This is a genomic window from Ruegeria sp. BHSA191, assembly GCF_059613325.1.
In genome coordinates, this window is record NZ_JBXWSH010000006.1 from 195621 (window position 1) to 214569 (window position 18949).

The window sequence follows — 18949 nt, forward strand, 5'->3', positions numbered from 1 at the left end:
TTGCAATCTTGTCGCCGCCCGCGCTCTGACGCATAAACGGGCGCGACAACCCGAGTATGGAGAGGCGACATGCGCGCACGGATTTACCAGCCTGCCCGAAACGCAATGACGTCGGGAATGGCCAAGACCCGCAAATGGGTTCTGGAATACGCCCCGGCCTCGGCGCGCGAGGTCGATCCGCTGATGGGCTGGACATCTTCCAGCGACACCCAGACCCAGGTGCGCCTGCGGTTCGACACCAAGGAAGAGGCGCTGCACTATGCGCGGGAACACGGCATCGACGCGCAGGTCGTCGAGCCCCACAAGCGCAAGCCCAATATCCGCCCGCGCGGATATGGCGAAAACTTTGCCACCGACCGGCGCGGCCCCTGGACCCACTGAATGATCCGGATTTGTCCGGCCGATCCGACATCGGATGCATTGCGTCCGGTGGTAGAGGCCCATGTCGCGCACAGCCGGTGGGCCGGCCCTGCAGAGAGCAATCATACGCTGCAACCTGATGCATTGACCGCGCCGGACATCCGGTTCTGGGCGATCCTTGAGGACGATCAGGTGCTGGGCTGCGGGGCGCTCAAGGCGCTGCCCGATGGCACGGCCGAGGTCAAATCGGTGCATGTGCTGCCGCAGGCGCGGGCCCGGGGGCTGGCCCGCCGGATGATGGAGCATCTGGCTGAAATCGCCCGGTCAGAAGGCTTTGCAGCGCTTGTTCTGGAAACCGGCGCGGCGCATCTTCAGGACTATGACGCTGCTCGCAAACTGTACGAGGCGTTGGGCTACGGCTATTGCGGCCCAATCTTTGGATATCATCACGATCCCAACAGCGCATTCATGCGTTTGGATCTTGTGCCCCGGTCCTGATCGGCCGGGTGACCCGACGACATATTCGACAGCCCATGTTCAAGGGCCGCTTCACGTCTCGACCAGATATCGGTCCGACAATGGCAGGCTGGCGGCGCCCAACGCGCGGGCGTCAGGTCCGACCGAGCCGGCCGAAATCGACGGTGCTTCCAGCCCGGTCAGGTTCAGCCGGGACAGGCGGTCCCGAACCAACGTAATCAGCCGGGACTTGACCGCATTCGGCATCCAGCCGTCGATCTTGACGCACTCGAAATCGATCAGGCTACAACTGGACAGGATGGCATAGGCCAGACCCTGTGCCGCCCGGTTCAGCCACCGCTCGAGCAGGTCGGCGGGAATGGTCCAGCGCTCGGGCGAATGCCACAGGCCCGATGCGTCGCAACCAGAGGCCGCCAACGCGCGTTCGAGGACATACAGGCTGGCCACCTCGATCAGGGGTAGTACTTGCCCCGACCCGACGGAGACCGGCATCGGCCCCAACGCGCCGGCGTTTCCCCGGCCGGCAAAGATGGACCCGTTCAACACAACGCCGCCGCCGACGAAATAGCCGACATAGAAATAAAGGAAATCCCGCGGCCCTTCGGTTGGGCCGAATACCAGTTCCGCGCCGCAGGCGGCCGTCGCGTCATTTTGGGCATAGACCGGAACATCGCAGATGTCCGAAAGGCTGGCCCGCAGGTCGGCCATGCGCCACGGGTCCATCTTTTCCTGCGGGACCTGCAGGATCTGTGCCCAGTCCCACAGGTAAAAGGGCATGGCGATGCCCAAGCCTGCCACTCGCGCGCGTGCGGGTTCGGACAGCGCCTCTGTCATGTGGGTCAGGGACCGGACTGCGAAATCGAGCGTCTGCTGCGGGGTGGGGTAGTCATAAGTGGTGCGGGACCGGTCGCGAACCCGCCCCAGGAAATCGGTCAGCACCATCTCCGAGCTGCGGCGCCCGACCTTCAGGCCCAGGAAATAGGCACCGTCCGGGTTCAATCGCATCGGCACCGAAGGCTGTCCGACCTTGCCTCGTTGCGGCTCGCCGCGCAACAGCAGCCCGTCGCTTTCCAACTGCCGCATGATGACCGAGACGGTTTGCGCCGATAGGCCGGCCATGCGCGCCAATTCTGACTTGGCCAGCGCCTGATGGCGCCGGACCAGCGACAAAACCAGTTTTTCATTGCGCGCGCGCATGCCGCTTTGGTTGGTCCCGCGCACGTTTGACGGGCGGTGCGAGGGGCCGGTCTCGATTGCGGGTTTCTCGGTCACGGGGTGCTCCTTGTTCCAGCAAGAATGTGGCGTGGGCCGTGGGATGTCAATAATAATTAAGAGTGATTTAATTATTGACAGGAATCGGGAATTGCCTGATGGTTTTGTCCATGGGAGCGGATCGAATTTCGCCCGCTTGCCCAAGACGTCTGCGGGCGTCGGAGATAACGGGAGGAAAAGCTTTGAAAATTTCAGCATTTGCTGGCGCGACCGCGTTGGCCCTGACAGCCATGGCGAGCGCTGCCGCCGCGCAGGACACGGTCTGTCTGATCACCAAAACCGACACCAACCCCTTCTTCGTGAAGATGAAAGAGGGGGCCACCGCCAAGGCCGAAGAGCTGGGCATGACGCTCAAGGCGTTTGCCGGCAAGATCGACGGCGACCATGAAACTCAGGTGCAGGCGATCGAGACCTGCATTCTGGATGGCGCCAAGGGTATCCTCTTGACCGCATCTGATACCTCGTCGATCGTCCCCGCCGTCCAGCAGGCGCGCGACGCGGGTGTGCTGGTCATCGCGCTGGATACACCGCTGGAGCCGATCGACGCGGCCGATGCAACCTTTGCCACCGACAACTTTCTGGCCGGCGAGCTGATCGGCAAATGGGCCGCGGCCACACTGGGGGACGAAGCCCAGAACGCCAAGATCGCCATGCTGGACCTGGCAGTCAGCCAGCCCTCGGTCGGGGTGCTGCGCGACCAAGGCTTCCTGCAGGGGTTCGGCATTGACCTGGGCGACCCGAACAAATGGGGCGACGAGACCGACCCGCGCATCGTGGGCCATGACGTCACCGCCGGGAACGAAGAGGGCGGCCGCAAGGCCATGGAGAACCTTCTGGCCAAGGATCCGATGGTCAATGTGGTCTACACGATCAACGAACCGGCTGCCGCCGGTGCGTATGAGGCGCTCAAGGCCATCGGCCGCGAAAACGATGTGCTGATCGTTTCGGTCGACGGCGGCTGCCCCGGTGTGCAGAACGTGGCCGACGGTGTGATCGGCGCTACCTCGCAGCAATACCCGCTGCTGATGGCGTCGCTTGGCGTCGAGGCAGTCAAGAAATGGGCCGACGAGGGCGTGAAGCCCGAGAACACGCCCGGCAAAGATTTCTATGACACCGGTGTTGCGCTGGTAACGGACAAGCCGGCCGCTGGCGTCGAGTCGATCTCGGTCAAAGAGGGCATGGACCTCTGCTGGGGCTGATCTGATCCCTTCAGGGGCCGCGCGCTGCGGCCCCTGAATTGAACCACGACCTCACCCGAAATTTTGCTAGAGTCGCCCCAAGACGGGAGCTTGGCGCATGGGGGAACCTCATTGATGTCCGACACATCGAGACAGTCCGACGATTTCGAAGCCGCAGCCAAAGGCAGCCCGGAACAGGTTGCCGAATTCGAAGATCACCACCGCGGGTTCATGGGGACAGTCCAACACTTTCTGCATGTGAACCCGTCGCTGGTGCCGCTGATCGTTTTGGTGGCGGCGATCCTGATTTTCGGCGTCTTGCTGGGCGCCAAGTTCTTTTCGCCCTTTGCCCTGACCCTGATCCTGCAGCAGGTGCAGATCGTCGGCATCGTGGCCGCCGCCCAAAGTCTGGTAATCCTGACCGCCGGGATCGACCTGAGCGTGGGCGCGATCATGGTCATGTCGTCGGTTGTGATGGGCCAGTTCACTTTCCGCTACGGGCTGCCGCCTACGGTGGCGATCCTGTGCGGTCTGGCCATCGGGACCGCAATCGGCGCGGTGAATGGATTCCTGGTCAGCCGGGTCAAGCTGCCGCCCTTCATCGTGACGCTGGGCATGTGGCAGATCGTACTGGCCGCCAACTTCCTGTATTCACAGAATGAAACCATCCGGTCGCAGGAAATCGAGGCCAACGCCCCGATCCTTCAGCTGTTCGGCGCCAAAATCAATGTCGGCGGGGCGGTGTTCACGGTCGGAGTGATCTTCATGCTGGTGCTGATCCTGGTGCTGGCCTATGCGCTGCGGCATACCGCGTGGGGCCGCCATGTCTATGCCGTGGGCGACGACCCCGAGGCAGCCGAGCTGTCGGGCGTGAACGTGCATCGAACGCTGATGTCGGTCTACATGCTTTCGGGGCTGATTTGCGCCTTTGCCGGCTGGGCGCTGATTGGGCGCATAGGCTCGGTCTCGCCCACCTCGGGGCAGTTGGCCAACATCGAAAGCATCACCGCCGTCGTGATCGGAGGCATTTCTTTGTTCGGGGGGCGCGGGTCGATCCTGGGCTCGTTGTTCGGGGCGCTGATCGTGGGCGTGTTCACCCTCGGCCTGCGGTTGTTGGGCGCGGATGCGCAGTGGACCTTCCTTCTTATCGGTATGCTGATCATCGCCGCCGTGGCCGTGGACCAGTGGATCAGAAAGGTAGCAGCGTGATGGAACCCATTCTCAAAGGGCGCAACTTGGTCAAACGCTATGGCAGGGTCACGGCGCTGGATCATTGCGATTTCGACCTGATGCCGGGCGAAATCCTGGCCGTGATCGGCGACAACGGTGCAGGTAAATCGACCTTGATCAAGGCGGTTTCCGGTGCCGTCGCCCCGGATGAGGGCGAGATCTGGCTGGAAGGGCGCAAGGTCGATTTCCACTCGCCCATCGACGCACGCGAAGCCGGGATCGAAACGGTCTATCAGACGTTGGCCATGTCGCCCGCCCTGTCGATCACCGACAACATGTTCATGGGGCGCGAGATCCGGCGCAAGGGTCCTTTGGGCTCGGTATTCCGGATGCTCGACCGCCCTGCGATGGAGAAGTTCGCCCGCGACAAGCTGAACGAACTGGGGCTGATGACGATCCAGAACATCAACCAGGCGGTCGAGACCTTGTCGGGTGGACAGCGTCAGGGCGTTGCCGTGGCCCGGGCGGCGGCGTTCGGATCCAAAGTCATCATCCTCGACGAACCCACCGCGGCGCTTGGTGTCAAGGAAAGCCGGAGGGTTTTGGAGCTGATCCAAGACGTGAAATCGCGTGGTATTCCGATCATTCTGATCAGCCACAACATGCCCCATGTGTTCGAAGTGGCCGACCGCATCCATGTGCATCGGTTGGGCAAGCGGCTCTGCGTGATCGACCCCAATGATTACACCATGTCCGATGCCGTGGCGTTCATGACGGGCGCCAAAGAGCCGCCGGAACAGGATCGCGCGGCATGACGGCTGCAGGGTCATCGCCGCAGGCGCTGGCCGAGCGGATCGCCGACGCCGCAGCCGGGCTGGCGGCCCGTGAAACGCGCCAGCTTGTCGCCGTGGCCGGGCCGCCGGGCGCGGGGAAATCCACGGTGGCCGCGCTTGCACAACAGGCGCTGCAGGTGCGCGGCATTCCGACCGGTCTGCTGTCGATGGATGGTTTCCACTATGACAACCAGATTCTGACGGCGCGCGATCTGCTGCCGCGCAAGGGTGCGCCCGAGACATTCGACCTGCCGGGCTTTCATGCCTCGTTGCGCCGCCTCCAGGCCGAAGACGAGGTCGCCGTGCCCGAGTTCGACCGTGTGCTCGACAAGTCCATCGCCGCCTGTTCGTTCGTAACCCGCGACCAGAAGGTGGTGATCGTAGAGGGAAATTATCTCCTGCTGGACGAACCGGGGTGGCGCGATCTGCGCGACCTGTGGGCGTTGACCGTGTTTTTGGACGTGCCATTGCCCACGCTGGAGGCGCGCTTGCTGGACCGTTGGATCGGGCTGGGCCTGCCTCGCGACGAAGCCGAGCGCCGAGCCTTCGCCAATGACATTCCCAACGCCCGGCGCGTGGTGCAGAACTCGGGCTCGGCCGACCTAGTGCTGCGTTAGCCCAGCGCCTTGTACATGTAGGTGGTTGGTTCGAACACGGGCTCGAACGGGTTGCGGCAATAGCCGGGAATCTCTCCGGCAGTTTTAAACCCCAGGCTTTGGTACAGGATACGCGAGGGGTCGGTGCTGCGCGTGTCCAGCACCAACAGGGTTCGGCCAAGTTCGGTGGCGCGCTCTAGCAGGGCACCCATCAAGGCGCGGCCCAGCCCGCGCCGCCGTGCGTCGGGATGCACCAGCAGCTTGGCCACATCGGCGCGGTGCGGTTGGTTGGGCATCGCAGCCGGAATCAGCTGAACCGTCCCTTGGATGCGTCCGTCATCATGGGCTACGAAAAGATCCAGCTCTCCGGCTGACAGCCCGGGGCGCACGCGCTCCTGCCAATAGGCGCGCGCGGCGTCGCGGGAAAACGGCAGAATGAACCCGATGCTGGCGCCGGTATGCACGCAGCCGTGCAGGATATCCGCCAGATCGTCCACCGCCTGGTCAAAAGTTGTTTCGGTCAGGCGTGTAATCATATCAGCACCAGAATGTAGCGGGCGCCGCGGGACGCCTCGGTTTCAAAACGGGTTGCGCCGGACAGGTGATAGCGCAGGCAGTCGCCCGCGTTCAGCGCGTGGGGCGTGCCATCGACCGTCAGGGTCAGCGCGCCATCCAGCACGACCAGGTGGTGTTCCTGCCCGGGTCGTGGCGGCGCGTCATAGGCGATCGTGGTGCCGGGTGGCAGGTGACATTCCAGGACCTCGCCCGTCAGCCCCGCCGAGGGCGGCGACACCGATCGGCGCGTGAACCCGGTTTCGGGGTCGCGCCACTCGATCTGCCGTTCGTACGGAACCTTGGGGTCGAAGCTGTCCTCGACCATCATCAACAGGCGCGACATCGGCAGTCCGTAGGCTGCGCACAACCGGCCAAGATTCTCGGCTGTCGGACTGACCTCGGCCTTCTCCATGCGAGACAGAGTGGCTCGGCTGACCCCGCTGGTCTGGGCGAGTTGTTCAAGCGACCAGCCCCGACTGCGGCGCAGGTCGCTCAGGTGGCGGGCGAGGCGGCTGGACAAGCAGTCAAGCATTGGTCATATCCGGGAAACATTTTCGATAATGAGAAAAGTAACAGAAATAAATAAAATAAAAAGGGGCGCGTTTGCCGCGCCCCTTGAGCTGCTCGATATGATGGCGGCTTACTTCCAGCCAACCTCATTGAAGATCTTCTGGGCCTCGGGGATGTTCTTGGCGACTTCAGACAGGTTCACGTCGTCGGCCTTGAACTCACCCAGAGCAGCCACGTTCTCGGCCAGCGGCGCGCCGGGAACGGCAGGGTATTCGTCATTGCCGTTCGAGAAATAGACCTGCGCTTTATCGCTGGCGAGATACTCCAGGAACTTGATGGCGGCGTCCTTGTTCGGAGCATGTGCCGCGACACCGGCGCCCGACAGGTTCATATGCGCGCCTTCCGCGTCCTGCGACGGGAACTGGATGCCGATCATGTCGACGCTGTCCGACAGGCCCTTGACGTCTTTGCGCAGGGCGCGTGCAAAGTAGTAGGAGTTCGACACGGCGATCTCGCATTCACCCGAGACGATGCCGCGCAGCTGGTCGGTGTCGCCGCCCTGCGGGTCACGCGCCATGTTGGCGACCACGCCCGCGGCCCATTCCTTGGCCTTCTCGGCGCCGTGATGGGTGATGATCGAGGCCAGCAGCGTCTGGTTGTAGGTGTTGGTCGACGAGCGGATGCAGACCAGCCCTTTGTATTCGGGATTCGCCAGGTCCAGGTAGGTTGCCGGCGGGTTGGTCACGTCATTCTTGTCGTAGAAGATGATGCGCGCGCGCTGCGAGAAGCCGAACCACTGGTTGTCCTCGTCCTGTAGGTTGGCGGGGATGCGCTCTTCCAGCACGTCGCTGTTGACCGCCTGCAGCAGGCCCGCGTTCTTGGCCCGCGCTAGGCGCGAGGTGTCCACGGTCAGCAGGATGTCGGCGGGCGAGTTCGCGCCCTCGGCTTCCATCCGTGCGATCAGCTCGTCGGCCTTGCCTTCGATGCGGTTGATCTTGATGCCGGTGGCCTCTTCGAAATCGGTGTAGAGGCGCTCGTCGGTATCGTAGTGGCGCGAGGAGTACAGGTTCAGCTCGCCTTCGGCGGCGGCCGATCCGGCGATCAGGGCCGACAGGGCGGCGGCGATAAAGCGCTTGGTTTTCATCTGTGTTGGTCCCAGTTGTCGAATCTCAGGAGCGGGTATTTCCCGACTGATTTGCTCAATTAAACGATTTCGGGCCAGATGCAAGGAAATCTGACAAAATTACTTGGTCAAAAATGCCGCGGCGCTCGTGGGGGGTAACCAGTTCGTTAACCATGTTGGAGCCAATTGGTAGAGCCGCTCCGCCGGACAGCGGCAAGCGCCGGCGTCAGGTCGGTTGGGCGCAAATGGCGGAGGGGCTCTCGAAATAGTCGAAGTGTTGCTGGAAGCCGTGACGCTGCTGTTGCTTTTCGGGCTTGTCGCGGGGCCGGTCTGGCTTTGCGTCAGATTGCTCGCTTTTTTCCGACCGGGTTCACCCGGAGCTTGTTGCTCGTCGTTGGTCTGACCATCCTTTTTTCGTGGTGGCGCGACTTCGCACTTGATCTTGCACAGCTTGCAATGAGCGTGGATCTTGACGGTTTCACGACCGATGAGCGGATGCGCGGCGTTGTTCCACATTTGCGGGAGCGGGCGGAGCGCATGGTCTTTTCACTCGAACGGTTGGGCATCAGCTGGCCGATAGGGGCAGGATTCGCGTTGTTCGCTTCAGTCCCCTACGCGATGGCGGTCTGTTGCATCACATGGCTCGTGCGGAAGGGGCTCGGGCGGGGCCGCGGGGAAGATCGAGCACAAAAAAACCGCGCCCAGAGGCGCGGTTTCTTGAAACGGTGTTTCGCCGTCCTCAGCCCTGGCGGGCTTTGAACTTGCGCTGCGTCTTGTTGATGACGTAGACGCGGCCTTTGCGACGCACGACCCGGCAGTCGCGGTGCCGGTTCTTGAGCGAGCGGAGCGAGTTCTTGACCTTCATGGCCTATCTCCAGTTCCTGCGGCGCGGGCCAGCGCCTGGGTTAGCGGGTGCCCCGGGTCAGACCCGAAACAGTGAAACAGATGGTGGGCGGTACAAGGATCGAACTTGTGACCCCTTCGATGTCAACGAAGTGCTCTACCGCTGAGCTAACCGCCCACTTTCCCTTTGCGAGATCCGCCCCAGAACGAAATGGGGCGCGGAACCCCGCGCCGGTGGAGCGCTCTATAAAAGGAGTCGCGCAGGGGTTCAAGGGGTTTGGTCGAACAATTTTCCAGTCTATGTTGTTCGGAAAGAGGGAGTGGACATGCACAGCACCGCATATGCTTTGGAAATGCCCGCGAAACGCAGCTCGTGCGTGGTGTTTTCCTCGCCCCACAGCGGCCGGAACTATACCCAGCCCTTCCTGGAGCGGTCGATTCTGAACCGCGACGTGATTCGTTCGTCCGAGGATGCCTTCGTTGATCAGCTTTTTGCATCTGCCCCGGATCACGGCGCGCCGCTGATCGCCGCGCAGATGCCACGGGCCTTTCTGGATCTGAACCGCAGCGCAGACGAGCTTGACCCGGCTTTGATCATGGGTGCCCGCCGGTCGGGGCACAATCCGCGCGTTGCCTCGGGGTTGGGAGTGATTCCCCGGGTGGTGGCAAATGGCCGCGCGATATACAGCGGCAAGCTGACCATGGATGAGGCCCGTCTGCGCATCGACACCTATTGGCGGCCCTATCACGCCCGGCTGAAATCACTGCTGGCTGAATCGATCGGCTCCTTCGGGCAGGCGATTCTGGTCGACTGCCACTCGATGCCGCACGAGGCGGTGGCCCTGGCCGGAACCGCGCATGGGCGCCGCCCGGAGATTGTACTGGGTGACCGGTTCGGTGCGTCGGCTTCGGGGGTGATCGTGGATCAGATCGAAGCGGCCTTTGTCTCGGCCGGGCTGACCGTGGTCCGCAACACGCCGTTTGCGGGGGCCTACGTGACGCAGACCTACGGCCGTCCGGCGCGAAATCAGCACGCCATACAGATCGAGATCGACCGCGCGCTCTACATGGATGAATCTACGATCGAACCCAACGCCGACTTTGACTCGTTCCGCGCGGTTCTGGCGCGGGTGATCGCCGATATCGCCCGGATCGGGGCACAGCCCGAGCGTCTGGCCGCGGAATAGCTAGCGCAGCGCACGCCCTTTCACGATTGCATCGCTGCCGAACTTGCGGCGGATCTCGTCCGCAGCGCGTTCGGCCTTGCTGCGCTGGGCGGCGCCGGGCTCCAGCAGGTCGCCCAAGGCATCGGCCTGTTCCGCCGGACACAGATCTGACAAGCCGCAACCCAACAGGCGGTACGGCCCCTGATCGCCGACCTGATCGAACAGGCCGCGCGCGGTGCGATAGATCCGGTCGGCCATCTGGGTTGCGTCGCGCAACGACACGCGCCGCGTCAGGATCTTGTGGTTGGCCCGTTTCAGCTTGAGCGTCACCACCCGCCCGGCCAGCCCCTTGGCCTTGGCGCGGTCGGCCACCTTTTCCGCCATCCGCCACAGATGCCCGTCCAGAATGTCAGGGTCGGAGGTGTCCTCGAAGAATGTGGTCTCGTTGCTGATGGATTTCATCGGCGTTTGCGCCGAGACCCGGCGCTTGTCCTGTCCGCGCGCCAGGTGCCAAAGGCGATGGCCCATCGCGCCGAACCGTGCCGTCAGCGCCTCTTGATCCCAACGCAGCAGGTCCGAGAAGGTGCGGATGCCGGCCCGCTCCAGCGAGTCCTGAGCGGCCGGGCCGATGCCCCAGATCAACCTTACCGGCTTGTCATGTAGGAAATCCGCCGTCTCGGCCTTGCCGATCACCGAGAAGCCGCGCGGCTTGTCCAGATCGGATGCCACCTTGGCCAGGAACTTGTTGTGCGACAGCCCGATCGAGCCGGTCAGGCCCAGCTCGTGCTTCATCCGCCTGACCAGCCGCGCCAGCATCACCGCGGGCGGCGCGCCGTGCAGGCGCTGGGTGCCGGACAGGTCCATGAAGGCCTCGTCCAGCGACAGCGGCTCCACGTCCGGGGTCAGCTCGTCCATCATCGCGCGGATCTGGCGCGAGACCTCGGCATAGACCGACATGCGCGGCTTGATCACCACCGCGTCGGGGCACAGCTTCAGCGCCTGGAACATCGGCATGGCCGAGCGCACGCCGCGGATGCGCGCCACGTAGCAGGCGGTGGACACCACCCCGCGCCGCCCGCCGCCTATGATCACCGGCTTGTCGGCCAGCTCGGGGTTGTCACGCTTTTCGACCGAGGCATAGAAGGCGTCGCAGTCCATATGCGCAATGGTCAGGTCGAAAAGTTCCGGATGGCGCAGAACCCGCGGGCTGCCGCAGGTTGGGCAGCGCCGTTCGTCACCCAGACGGGTCAGGCAATCGCGGCAGAGACCGGGCATCACATTCTCCATGCGCAGCATGACGATGAACCAGAAGCTGTACCCTATCGTAGCCCGCGCGCCAGATCAAAGCGGTTGGCCGAAGAGTTCCGGAAGGAGAAAGAAGACCCCCCGCCGATGCGCGGGGGGAGGTAACGGACCTCAGGAAGTCGCAGTCCGTCGGGGAGTGTCTCTGGCCCAGAATCGCGCGAAAATGCCTATTTTGACAGGGTTTTGACGCTCCGGGCAAAACCGAGGTTTCGCATGTGTGTTTTCGGGCACAGGGACAATTCGGCGCGGAACGAGGGAAAAGTGACGCAAGGTCAATCGGTTGCGCGCCGCTTCCTGCGAAAAAGACCCCGCGCGAAGGCGTGCCGCGCTTAAACCTGCGGCACCGATTTCAGTTCCTCAAGAACCGACCGCGCGGCCGCCTTGGGGTCTTCGGCACGATAGATCGGTCGTCCGACCACAATGTGATCGGCCCCGTCTGCGATCGCTCTGGCCGGGGTGGCGACCCGCTTCTGGTCGCCCAGATCGGCCCCCGAGGGCCGCACACCAGGGGTGACGATCAGTCGGTCCTGGGACTGGGGCAGGGCGCGGATCAGAGCGGCCTCCTGCGGGCTGGCGATCACGCCGTCGGCCCCGGCCTCGAAGGCGCGGGCCGCGCGCTCCACCACCATGTCCTGCATGTCGCCGGCCTTCATCATGCCGGCATCCAGATCTTCACGGTTCAGCGAGGTGAGGATCGTCACCGCGAGAATCTTCAGATCCTTGCCTGCCGCGCCTTCCTTAGCGGCACGCACCACGTGGGGGTCGCCATGGACGGTCAGGAAATCCAGATCGAACTGCGCCAGCCCTCGTACGGCATTCTCGACCGTGTTGCCGATGTCGAACAGCTTCATGTCCAGAAAGATGCGCTTGCCGTGTTCTTGTTTAAGCTCGTTGGCCAGCGCCAGCCCGCCCCCGGTCAGCATGCCCAGGCCGATCTTGTAGAACGAAACGGCGTCGCCCAGCGTCTCGGCCAGCTTCAGCCCTTCCAGCGCGTTGGGGACGTCGAGGGCGACGATCAGGCGGTCATCGGCGGTTTGGGGCATTGTTTCGACCTTTCAAGCTTGACGGGATCGGCGCTTCTGTAGAGCGTGCGGCACAATCAGACAAGAAAAGACGCAGGAAAATACGGGATGATACGGTTGGGTGTGGTCGCCTCAGCGGCTGTTTTGGCCGGGGCGGGCGCAGTCTGGGCCGGTGAAACGGATTGCGGCGAGACCCGACAGGTCTGGGCGGATGTCAAGGACAGCAGGTCGGCGGCAGCCATCCAAAGCTTTGCCGAGATCTACGCGGAGTGCTCGATCTATTCCCAACTTGCGCGCGATCTGCTGGCAGTGCTGACCGGAGGGCCCTGGCGCCGGCCGAGGTCGACGCCCCCAAAGAACCGCAACGACGCCTGCGGGTCTCCGACCTGCGGCCCCGGCCGGAACCCGACCCCGACGATCCACCATACGAGCCCGACTATTCGGACGGAGAATATGAGTGCCTGATGGTCGCCGCCGCTCCGGGCCAGTCGCCGCTTTTCGACGGGGTGGAATGGGCGGACATTGACGCCAAGAATGCGATGGCGACCTGTGCCGAGCTGCTACTGAAAAACCAGAATGTCGATGCCGAGGTCGTCGCCGCCTTTGGTCGGGCTTTGATGAAGGGCGGCAAGCTGGAAATGGCGCTCGAGTTCTCGGAGCTGGCCGCGATGGAGGGCAGCGGGCTGGCGATGAACACGCTCGCCACGCTCTATGGCGATGGCAAGATCGTTCCCGCGGACGATGTGACCGCATTTGCCTGGTACATGGCGGCTGCCGAAACCGGTCTGCCGATGGGAATGCACAACGTCGCGTATGGCTACGAGAACGGGCAAGGTGTTGCGCCCGACCTCGACAAGGCGCTGTACTATTATGAAAGGGCCGCGTTCCTCGGATACGAGCAGTCTCTGCTGCGGCTTGGCACATTCTACCGCGAAGGCACGCATGTCACGCGCGACATGCGGCGCGCGGTCGACTATCTGAAGATGGCGGCCCGAAACGGGAGCACCGATGCCGCGGTGCGCTTGGGCTACATCTACGAAACCGGCGAGAACGGCTATTTCAAGGACATCGAACAGGCGTTGGACTATTATTTCCAGGCCGCCAAGCAGGACGATGTCATCGCGCTGCGCAATCTGGGGTCTCTGACCTATCACGGGCGGGATGGCGTGCCTCGGGACATGGAAGCGGCCTTCGTGTTCTAAGGAAGGGCCGCGAAGCTCGGCGATATGAAGTCGCAGCGCAAGTTCGGCCGATTGCTCCATGAAATCGGCGAAGTTGAAGAGGCGCTGAGGTTTCTTCGCCTCGCGGCCGGGCAGGGCGATGACGAGGCGCAAAAGCTGATCCGGCAGATCGAAGGCGGTTGAACCCTGCACCGGGCCAGGGGGGGCGTGGTTTCCCCCGCGCTGTCCCAACTGTGCTATGGTGCCGCCATTCAGAAACGAAAATTACACCGAAGGGACAGACCATGAAGCACCTTGTTCCGCTGGCCGTCATGGCCACGCTGGCCGCCTGTGCCGACACGCCGCCGCAAACCGAAACAGGCGCTGCGCCGCCCCCGACCAATGACGATTTGTATCTCGTCCGCGGCTATCGGTCCGAAGATGACTGGTGCCAGTTGACCGGTGAAACCGCCTTTACCGGCAATTTCCTGGACCACACCGCTGACCTCGTGTCGTGCCCCACCGGCAGCGCCGCCGCGCAGTCGCTGGTCGAGACGCTTGATGCCGAGCAGGTGGCCGAAACCGGCGGCTATACCGTCTATACGATTCCCCGCGGCTGAGCGTTTTTTCACCCGCCACCCTCTTGAAGCGGCAGGGGCATTTCCCAAATTGATTAATGAGGCCCAGAACTAAGCGTGCCGCCGAGCGGGCGCAAAAACCTTGGGCGCTTGGAAAAGGAGAGAATGATGGACTTGAACAAGTTCACCGAGCGGGCACGAGGCTTCGTGCAGGCGGCGCAAACTGTTGCGCTGCGCGAGGGACACCAGAGATTGGCTCCCGAGCATATTCTGAAAGCACTGATGGATGATGATCAGGGGCTGGCCAGCAACCTGATCAAACGTGCGGGCGGCGCGCCCGAGCGTGTGGTCGAGGCGCTGGATGTTGCCCTGGCTAAGATCCCGAAGGTCAGCGGCGACGCGGGCCAGGTCTATCTGGACGGCCAGACCGCCAAGGTTCTTGACGAGGCCGAGAAGATCGCCAAGAAGGCCGGAGACAGCTTCGTGCCGGTCGAGCGTGTGCTGATGGCGCTGTGCATCGTCAAATCCAAGGCCAAGGAGGCCCTGGAAGCCGGTGCCGTGTCCGCCCAGAAGCTGAACGAGGCGATCAACGACATCCGCAAGGGCCGCACGGCCGACAGCGCCAATGCCGAAGAAGGCTATGACGCGCTGAAGAAATATGCCCGCGACCTGACCGAGGCCGCCCGCGAGGGCAAGATTGACCCGATCATCGGCCGCGACGAGGAAATCCGCCGCGCCATGCAGGTTCTGTCGCGTCGGACCAAGAACAACCCGGTTCTGATCGGTGAGCCCGGTGTGGGTAAGACCGCCATCGCCGAAGGTCTGGCTCTCCGCATCGTGAACGGCGACGTGCCGGAATCGCTGAAGGACAAGAAGCTGCTGGCGCTGGATATGGGTGCCCTGATCGCTGGTGCGAAATACCGTGGCGAGTTCGAGGAACGTCTGAAGGCCGTTCTGAACGAGGTCACCGCGGCCGCTGGCGAGATCATCCTGTTCATCGACGAGATGCACACGCTGGTGGGTGCCGGCAAGACCGACGGCGCGATGGATGCGGCCAACCTGATCAAGCCCGCGCTGGCGCGGGGCGAGCTGCACTGCATCGGCGCCACCACGCTTGACGAGTACCGCAAATACGTCGAGAAGGACGCGGCCCTTGCCCGCCGGTTCCAGCCCGTCTACGTGCAGGAACCCACGGTCGAGGACACGATCAGCATTCTGCGCGGCATCAAGGAAAAATACGAGCTGCACCACGGCGTGCGCATCTCGGATTCGGCGCTGGTGTCGGCCGCGACCTTGTCGCACCGCTACATCACCGACCGCTTCCTGCCCGACAAGGCAATCGACCTCGTGGACGAGGCCGCCTCGCGTCTGCGTATGGAAGTGGACAGCAAGCCCGAAGAGCTGGACCAGCTGGATCGCCAGATCTTGCAGCTCCAGATCGAGGAAGAGGCACTGAAGCTCGAAGATGACGCGGCTTCGAAAGATCGGCTTGAGGCCTTGCAGAAGGAACTGGCTGAGCTGAAGGAGAAATCCGCCGAGCTGACTGCCCAGTGGCAGGCCGAGCGTGACAAGCTTGCCAGCGCCCGCGAGCTGAAGGAACAGCTGGACAAGGCGCGCGCCGAGCTGGAGATCGCCAAGCGCGAGGGCAATCTGGCCAAGGCCGGTGAGCTGTCCTATGGCGTGATCCCCGAGCTGGAGCGCAAGCTGGCCGAGGCTGAAAGCCAGGAAAGCAACGCTGTGATGGCCAAGGAAACGGTACGCCCTGAACAGATCGCGGCCGTGGTCGAACGCTGGACAGGTATCCCGACCTCGAAGATGCTGGAAGGCGAGCGTGAAAAGCTGCTGCGCATGGAAGAAGCGCTGCATGCCCGCGTGGTCGGCCAGGACGAGGCCGTGCGCGCCGTGGCCAATGCCGTGCGCCGGGCCCGGGCCGGTCTGAACGACGAGAATCGCCCGCTGGGCTCGTTCCTGTTCCTCGGCCCGACCGGTGTGGGTAAGACCGAGCTGACCAAGGCCGTCGCCGAATACCTGTTCGACGACGAACACGCGATGGTGCGGATCGACATGTCCGAATTCATGGAGAAACACGCCGTCGCCCGCCTGATCGGTGCACCGCCGGGCTATGTCGGATATGAGGAAGGTGGCGTTCTGACCGAAGCCGTCCGTCGGCGGCCGTACCAGGTGGTGCTGTTCGACGAGGTCGAGAAAGCGCATCCGGACGTATTCAACGTGCTGTTGCAGGTGCTGGACGATGGTGTCTTGACCGATGGCCAGGGCCGCACGGTCGACTTCAAGCAGACGCTGATCGTGTTGACCTCGAACCTCGGGTCGCAGGCGCTGAGCCAGTTGCCCGAAGGCGCCGACACGGCGCAGGCCAAGCGCGACGTGATGGACGCGGTCCGGGCGCATTTCCGGCCCGAGTTCCTGAACCGTCTGGACGAGACCATCATCTTCGATCGGCTTCAGCGGTCGGATATGGCTGCGATCGTCGACATCCAGCTGGCCCGCCTGCAGAAGCGGCTTGCCGCGCGCAAGATCCGGCTGGAGCTGGACGAGGCCGCCAAGGAATGGCTGGCCAACGAAGGCTACGACCCGGTCTTCGGGGCGCGTCCGCTTAAGCGCGTGATCCAGCGTGCCCTGCAGAACCCGCTGGCCGAGGCTTTGCTGGCTGGCGAAATCCGGGACGGCGATACCGTGCCGGTGACTGCCGGACCCGATGGCCTGATCATCGGCGACCGGTTGGGCACCAGCGACCGCCCGCGCCCGGACGAAGCCGTCGTGCACTAAGCTGCGGCTAGGTTGAAACAGGAAAGGCCCGCCAGAGATGGCGGGCCATTTTGTCGGTCCGGCGTCAGCGGGCGGCCGGTTCGTTACAGTCCCGTCTCTCAATCGTGACGCAAGTTGCCTTGGTCCTGTGCTAAGACCGGGCTAGGTCGGGTCAGGGGTTGAAACGGAACGGAGACCGAGATGGCGCATCGCTGGACCAACAATTTGACATATGCCGACGTCACGCCTCGGGCGGCGTTTCTAAACCGCCGGCAGGTTATGGCGGGGCTGGCCGGATCCGGCATTGCTGCAATGGCCGGGCGTGCGCAGGCCGAGGCCGTGCCCGAGCCCAACAGCTGGGAAGATATAACCTCGTACAACAACTACTATGAGTTCGGAACTCGCAAGGACGATCCTTCGAAATACGCCCATACCCTCAAGACCGAACCATGGAGCGTGACAATCGACGGGTTGGTTGACCGTCCGGGGGAGTACGACTTCCAGGATATCATGTCCGAGATGACGATCGAAGAGCGGATCTATCGGTTCCGCTGTGTCGAGGCCTGGTCGATGGTCGTGCCGTGGAACGGGTTCGAGCTGGCCGATCTGCTGAACATGGCTGGTGTGCAGGAGGGGGCGAAATACGTGGCCTTCGAAACCGCGCTGCGTCCGGATGAGATGCCGGGCGTTGCCTATCCGGTTCTGGACTGGCCCTATCGCGAGGGCTTGCGGCTGGACGAGGCCATGCACCCTCTGACGATCATGGCGACGGGTATCTATGGCCGCCCGATCCCCAATCAGAACGGCGCGCCGCTGCGGCTGGTGGTTCCCTGGAAATATGGCTTCAAGTCGATCAAATCGATTGTACGCATCACCCTGACCGAGGACGAGCCGCCAACCAGTTGGAACATGGCCAACCCGCGTGAATACGGGTTCTACAGCAACGTGAATCCGACCGTGGATCATCCCCGCTGGTCCCAGGCCTCTGAGCGGGTCATCGGCGGCGGATTGTTTGCCAAGCGTCAGCCAACGCTGATGTTCAATGGCTACGAGTCTGACGTCGCAAGCCTGTATGACGGAATGGATCTGTCCGAGTATTATTAAAGCCATGAGCAAGCTGAACCAGTTCCTGAGGCGCGTTCCGGTCTGGGCGGTTTACCTGCTGGGCCTGCTGCCGGCGCCGTGGCTATTCTATTTGGGTTTGACCGGTGGACTGGGCGTCGAGCCGATCGAGGCGCTGGAACATGAATATGGCGAGCTGGCCCTTCAGTTGCTGATCCTGGGACTGGCAGTGTCGCCGCTGCGACGTCTGGTCGGGCTGAACCTGATGAAGTTCCGGCGGGCGATCGGCGTTCTGACCGTCTGTTATGCGAGCTTTCATCTGCTGGTCTGGCTGGTGCTGGACGTGCAGGTGCCCGCGCAGATCTGGGCGGATATCCTGAAACGGCCATATATCACGATCGGCATGACGGCCTTCGTGTTGTTGCTGCCGTTGGGCCTGACATCGAACAACGCCTCGGTGCGCCGTCTCGGAGCCGCCTGGCGCCAGCTGCATCGTCTTGTCTATCCGGCGGCTGTTCTGGCCGGTCTGCACTATGTGATGGTGGCCAAGGGATTCCAGATCGAGCCTTTGCTTTATCTGCTGGTCATCTGCCTCCTTCTGCTGTCGCGGCTGCCAGTGCCACGCTATCCGTTCGCGCGAAGCAGCTCCGATTCCGCCTGACTCGCGCCCGAGTCTGTGGGTAAACCTGTGGACTGCGGGTTTGCGGGTCCTGTCCGGAGCGAACCAGCGAGCGTGTGGTGGTCAGAACGGTCGGGGGTTTGTAGTTAAAGTATTGAAATATAATCGGAAATCTTTGGAAGAAACTTTTTTGAGGGATTGTTGAATTTTCCCCTTGCGGCTTTGGTTGGATAATCTTAGAACCCCCTTCACCGGCGCTGGTGAGGCGTTGGTGACGGGCTGGAGAGGCGGCCTGACGGACTGGAAAGACGGTTGTGACGCTCAGGAGAGACTGGGGCATCTTGAGGATTTGTT

At 63.0% G+C, this 18949-nt stretch carries 20 protein-coding genes and 1 tRNA gene; 12 read left to right on the plus strand and 9 right to left on the minus strand.

Features of this window, described 5'->3' with window-relative positions; translation table 11 throughout:
- Positions 1-69 precede the first annotated feature (69 nt).
- The gene (locus AC2FNS_RS09105) at positions 70-381 is read left to right on the plus strand and encodes an ETC complex I subunit (RefSeq protein ID WP_149777332.1); all 312 of its coding nucleotides are present in this window, start codon (positions 70-72) and stop codon (positions 379-381) included.
- Positions 382-858 carry a GNAT family N-acetyltransferase gene (locus AC2FNS_RS09110; protein ID WP_496711697.1) on the plus strand — a complete coding sequence of 159 codons (477 nt, stop codon included), beginning with the start codon at positions 382-384 and terminating at the stop codon, positions 856-858. It abuts the gene before it with no gap.
- Between the two features lie 51 nt (positions 859-909).
- Here the strand turns inward: AC2FNS_RS09110 and AC2FNS_RS09115 are convergent, their stop codons facing one another.
- Entirely contained in the window at positions 910-2034 is a 1125-nt protein-coding gene (locus AC2FNS_RS09115; RefSeq protein WP_496711704.1) for an ROK family transcriptional regulator, read from the minus strand.
- A gap of 305 nt (positions 2035-2339) precedes the next feature.
- Between AC2FNS_RS09115 and AC2FNS_RS09120 the strand changes: the two genes are divergently transcribed.
- The 4 genes from AC2FNS_RS09120 to AC2FNS_RS09135 all read left to right on the plus strand — a co-directional run bounded on the left by AC2FNS_RS09120 (position 2340) and on the right by AC2FNS_RS09135 (position 5907).
- Positions 2340-3308, plus strand: coding sequence for a sugar ABC transporter substrate-binding protein (locus AC2FNS_RS09120; RefSeq protein ID WP_496681953.1), 969 nt, complete (start codon positions 2340-2342; stop codon positions 3306-3308).
- Positions 3309-3422: 114 nt separating this feature from the next.
- The gene (locus AC2FNS_RS09125; protein WP_496681955.1) at positions 3423-4496 is read left to right on the plus strand and encodes an ABC transporter permease; all 1074 of its coding nucleotides are present in this window, start codon (positions 3423-3425) and stop codon (positions 4494-4496) included.
- Complete coding sequence (locus tag AC2FNS_RS09130; protein ID WP_496681957.1) at positions 4496-5272, plus strand: ATP-binding cassette domain-containing protein; 777 nt, start codon at positions 4496-4498, stop codon at positions 5270-5272. Before AC2FNS_RS09125 ends, AC2FNS_RS09130 begins: the two co-directional genes overlap by 1 nt.
- Positions 5269-5907 (plus strand): AAA family ATPase, encoded by a 639-nt coding sequence (locus AC2FNS_RS09135; protein ID WP_496711698.1) that lies wholly within the window; start codon positions 5269-5271, stop codon positions 5905-5907. The genes AC2FNS_RS09130 and AC2FNS_RS09135 overlap by 4 nt, the downstream gene beginning before the upstream one ends.
- On the opposite strand, the gene AC2FNS_RS09140 is transcribed toward AC2FNS_RS09135, so the two are convergent.
- From AC2FNS_RS09140 to AC2FNS_RS09165, 6 genes are all read right to left on the minus strand, one after another.
- Positions 5904-6422, minus strand: a complete 519-nt coding sequence (locus tag AC2FNS_RS09140) for a GNAT family N-acetyltransferase (protein ID WP_496688180.1) — start codon at positions 6420-6422, stop codon at positions 5904-5906. The genes AC2FNS_RS09135 and AC2FNS_RS09140 overlap by 4 nt on opposite strands.
- Positions 6419-6973: a helix-turn-helix domain-containing protein gene (locus AC2FNS_RS09145; protein ID WP_496681961.1), complete on the minus strand. Its 555-nt coding sequence runs from the start codon at positions 6971-6973 to the stop codon at positions 6419-6421. Before AC2FNS_RS09145 ends, AC2FNS_RS09140 begins: the two co-directional genes overlap by 4 nt.
- Before the next feature lie 108 nt (positions 6974-7081).
- The gene (locus AC2FNS_RS09150) at positions 7082-8095 is read right to left on the minus strand and encodes a Fe(3+) ABC transporter substrate-binding protein (RefSeq protein ID WP_496688184.1); all 1014 of its coding nucleotides are present in this window, start codon (positions 8093-8095) and stop codon (positions 7082-7084) included.
- A gap of 99 nt (positions 8096-8194) precedes the next feature.
- Positions 8195-8590, minus strand: a complete 396-nt coding sequence (locus tag AC2FNS_RS09155) for a hypothetical protein (RefSeq protein WP_496711699.1) — start codon at positions 8588-8590, stop codon at positions 8195-8197.
- Between the two features lie 223 nt (positions 8591-8813).
- Entirely contained in the window at positions 8814-8939 is a 126-nt protein-coding gene (ykgO, locus tag AC2FNS_RS09160) for a type B 50S ribosomal protein L36 (protein ID WP_005648635.1), read from the minus strand.
- Between the two features lie 81 nt (positions 8940-9020).
- Positions 9021-9095: transfer RNA gene (locus tag AC2FNS_RS09165), tRNA-Val, on the minus strand.
- A gap of 148 nt (positions 9096-9243) precedes the next feature.
- Between AC2FNS_RS09165 and AC2FNS_RS09170 the strand changes: the two genes are divergently transcribed.
- Positions 9244-10104 (plus strand): N-formylglutamate amidohydrolase, encoded by an 861-nt coding sequence (locus AC2FNS_RS09170; protein WP_496684297.1) that lies wholly within the window; start codon positions 9244-9246, stop codon positions 10102-10104.
- Here AC2FNS_RS09170 and AC2FNS_RS09175 read toward each other — a convergent pair whose 3' ends face one another.
- Positions 10105-11358: a DNA polymerase IV gene (locus tag AC2FNS_RS09175; RefSeq protein WP_496797648.1), complete on the minus strand. Its 1254-nt coding sequence runs from the start codon at positions 11356-11358 to the stop codon at positions 10105-10107. It lies immediately after the preceding gene.
- A 359-nt stretch (positions 11359-11717) separates the two neighbouring features.
- Entirely contained in the window at positions 11718-12431 is a 714-nt protein-coding gene (pyrF, locus tag AC2FNS_RS09180) for an orotidine-5'-phosphate decarboxylase (protein ID WP_496684303.1), read from the minus strand.
- Positions 12432-12679: 248 nt separating this feature from the next.
- Between pyrF and AC2FNS_RS09185 the strand changes: the two genes are divergently transcribed.
- The 5 genes from AC2FNS_RS09185 (at position 12680) to msrQ (ending at position 18637) form a co-directional block, all read left to right on the plus strand.
- Positions 12680-13612: a tetratricopeptide repeat protein gene (locus tag AC2FNS_RS09185; RefSeq protein ID WP_496711702.1), complete on the plus strand. Its 933-nt coding sequence runs from the start codon at positions 12680-12682 to the stop codon at positions 13610-13612.
- 263 nt (positions 13613-13875) lie between these two features.
- Complete coding sequence (locus AC2FNS_RS09190; RefSeq protein WP_496684311.1) at positions 13876-14190, plus strand: hypothetical protein; 315 nt, start codon at positions 13876-13878, stop codon at positions 14188-14190.
- 126 nt (positions 14191-14316) lie between these two features.
- The gene (gene clpB / locus AC2FNS_RS09195) at positions 14317-16935 is read left to right on the plus strand and encodes an ATP-dependent chaperone ClpB (protein ID WP_496684314.1); all 2619 of its coding nucleotides are present in this window, start codon (positions 14317-14319) and stop codon (positions 16933-16935) included.
- A gap of 180 nt (positions 16936-17115) precedes the next feature.
- Positions 17116-18018: a protein-methionine-sulfoxide reductase catalytic subunit MsrP gene (gene msrP / locus AC2FNS_RS09200; protein WP_496713758.1), complete on the plus strand. Its 903-nt coding sequence runs from the start codon at positions 17116-17118 to the stop codon at positions 18016-18018.
- A gap of 4 nt (positions 18019-18022) precedes the next feature.
- A complete protein-coding gene (msrQ, locus tag AC2FNS_RS09205) occupies positions 18023-18637 on the plus strand; it encodes a protein-methionine-sulfoxide reductase heme-binding subunit MsrQ (protein ID WP_496713760.1) in 615 nt (204 codons plus the stop codon).
- The last annotated feature ends 312 nt before the right edge of the window (positions 18638-18949 follow it).

Excerpts from the sequence above, each read along its gene's own strand:
- AC2FNS_RS09105 (WP_149777332.1), top strand. The coding sequence starts at position 70 with ATGCGCGCACGGATTTACCAGCCTGCCCGAAACGCAATGACGTCGGGA.
- AC2FNS_RS09110 (WP_496711697.1), top strand. The coding sequence starts at position 382 with ATGATCCGGATTTGTCCGGCCGATCCGACATCGGATGCATTGCGTCCG.
- AC2FNS_RS09115 (WP_496711704.1), bottom strand. The coding sequence starts at position 2,034 with ATGCGCGCGCGCAATGAAAAACTGGTTTTGTCGCTGGTCCGGCGCCAT.
- AC2FNS_RS09120 (WP_496681953.1), top strand. The coding sequence starts at position 2,340 with ATGGCGAGCGCTGCCGCCGCGCAGGACACGGTCTGTCTGATCACCAAA.
- AC2FNS_RS09125 (WP_496681955.1), top strand. The coding sequence starts at position 3,423 with ATGTCCGACACATCGAGACAGTCCGACGATTTCGAAGCCGCAGCCAAA.
- AC2FNS_RS09130 (WP_496681957.1), top strand. The coding sequence starts at position 4,496 with ATGGAACCCATTCTCAAAGGGCGCAACTTGGTCAAACGCTATGGCAGG.
- AC2FNS_RS09135 (WP_496711698.1), top strand. The coding sequence starts at position 5,269 with ATGACGGCTGCAGGGTCATCGCCGCAGGCGCTGGCCGAGCGGATCGCC.
- AC2FNS_RS09140 (WP_496688180.1), bottom strand. The coding sequence starts at position 6,422 with ATGATTACACGCCTGACCGAAACAACTTTTGACCAGGCGGTGGACGAT.
- AC2FNS_RS09145 (WP_496681961.1), bottom strand. The coding sequence starts at position 6,973 with ATGCTTGACTGCTTGTCCAGCCGCCTCGCCCGCCACCTGAGCGACCTG.
- AC2FNS_RS09150 (WP_496688184.1), bottom strand. The coding sequence starts at position 8,095 with ATGAAAACCAAGCGCTTTATCGCCGCCGCCCTGTCGGCCCTGATCGCC.
- AC2FNS_RS09155 (WP_496711699.1), bottom strand. The coding sequence starts at position 8,590 with ATGTGGAACAACGCCGCGCATCCGCTCATCGGTCGTGAAACCGTCAAG.
- ykgO (WP_005648635.1), bottom strand. The coding sequence starts at position 8,939 with ATGAAGGTCAAGAACTCGCTCCGCTCGCTCAAGAACCGGCACCGCGAC.
- AC2FNS_RS09170 (WP_496684297.1), top strand. The coding sequence starts at position 9,244 with ATGCACAGCACCGCATATGCTTTGGAAATGCCCGCGAAACGCAGCTCG.
- AC2FNS_RS09175 (WP_496797648.1), bottom strand. The coding sequence starts at position 11,358 with ATGCCCGGTCTCTGCCGCGATTGCCTGACCCGTCTGGGTGACGAACGG.
- pyrF (WP_496684303.1), bottom strand. The coding sequence starts at position 12,431 with ATGCCCCAAACCGCCGATGACCGCCTGATCGTCGCCCTCGACGTCCCC.
- AC2FNS_RS09190 (WP_496684311.1), top strand. The coding sequence starts at position 13,876 with ATGAAGCACCTTGTTCCGCTGGCCGTCATGGCCACGCTGGCCGCCTGT.
- clpB (WP_496684314.1), top strand. The coding sequence starts at position 14,317 with ATGGACTTGAACAAGTTCACCGAGCGGGCACGAGGCTTCGTGCAGGCG.
- msrP (WP_496713758.1), top strand. The coding sequence starts at position 17,116 with ATGGCGCATCGCTGGACCAACAATTTGACATATGCCGACGTCACGCCT.
- msrQ (WP_496713760.1), top strand. The coding sequence starts at position 18,023 with ATGAGCAAGCTGAACCAGTTCCTGAGGCGCGTTCCGGTCTGGGCGGTT.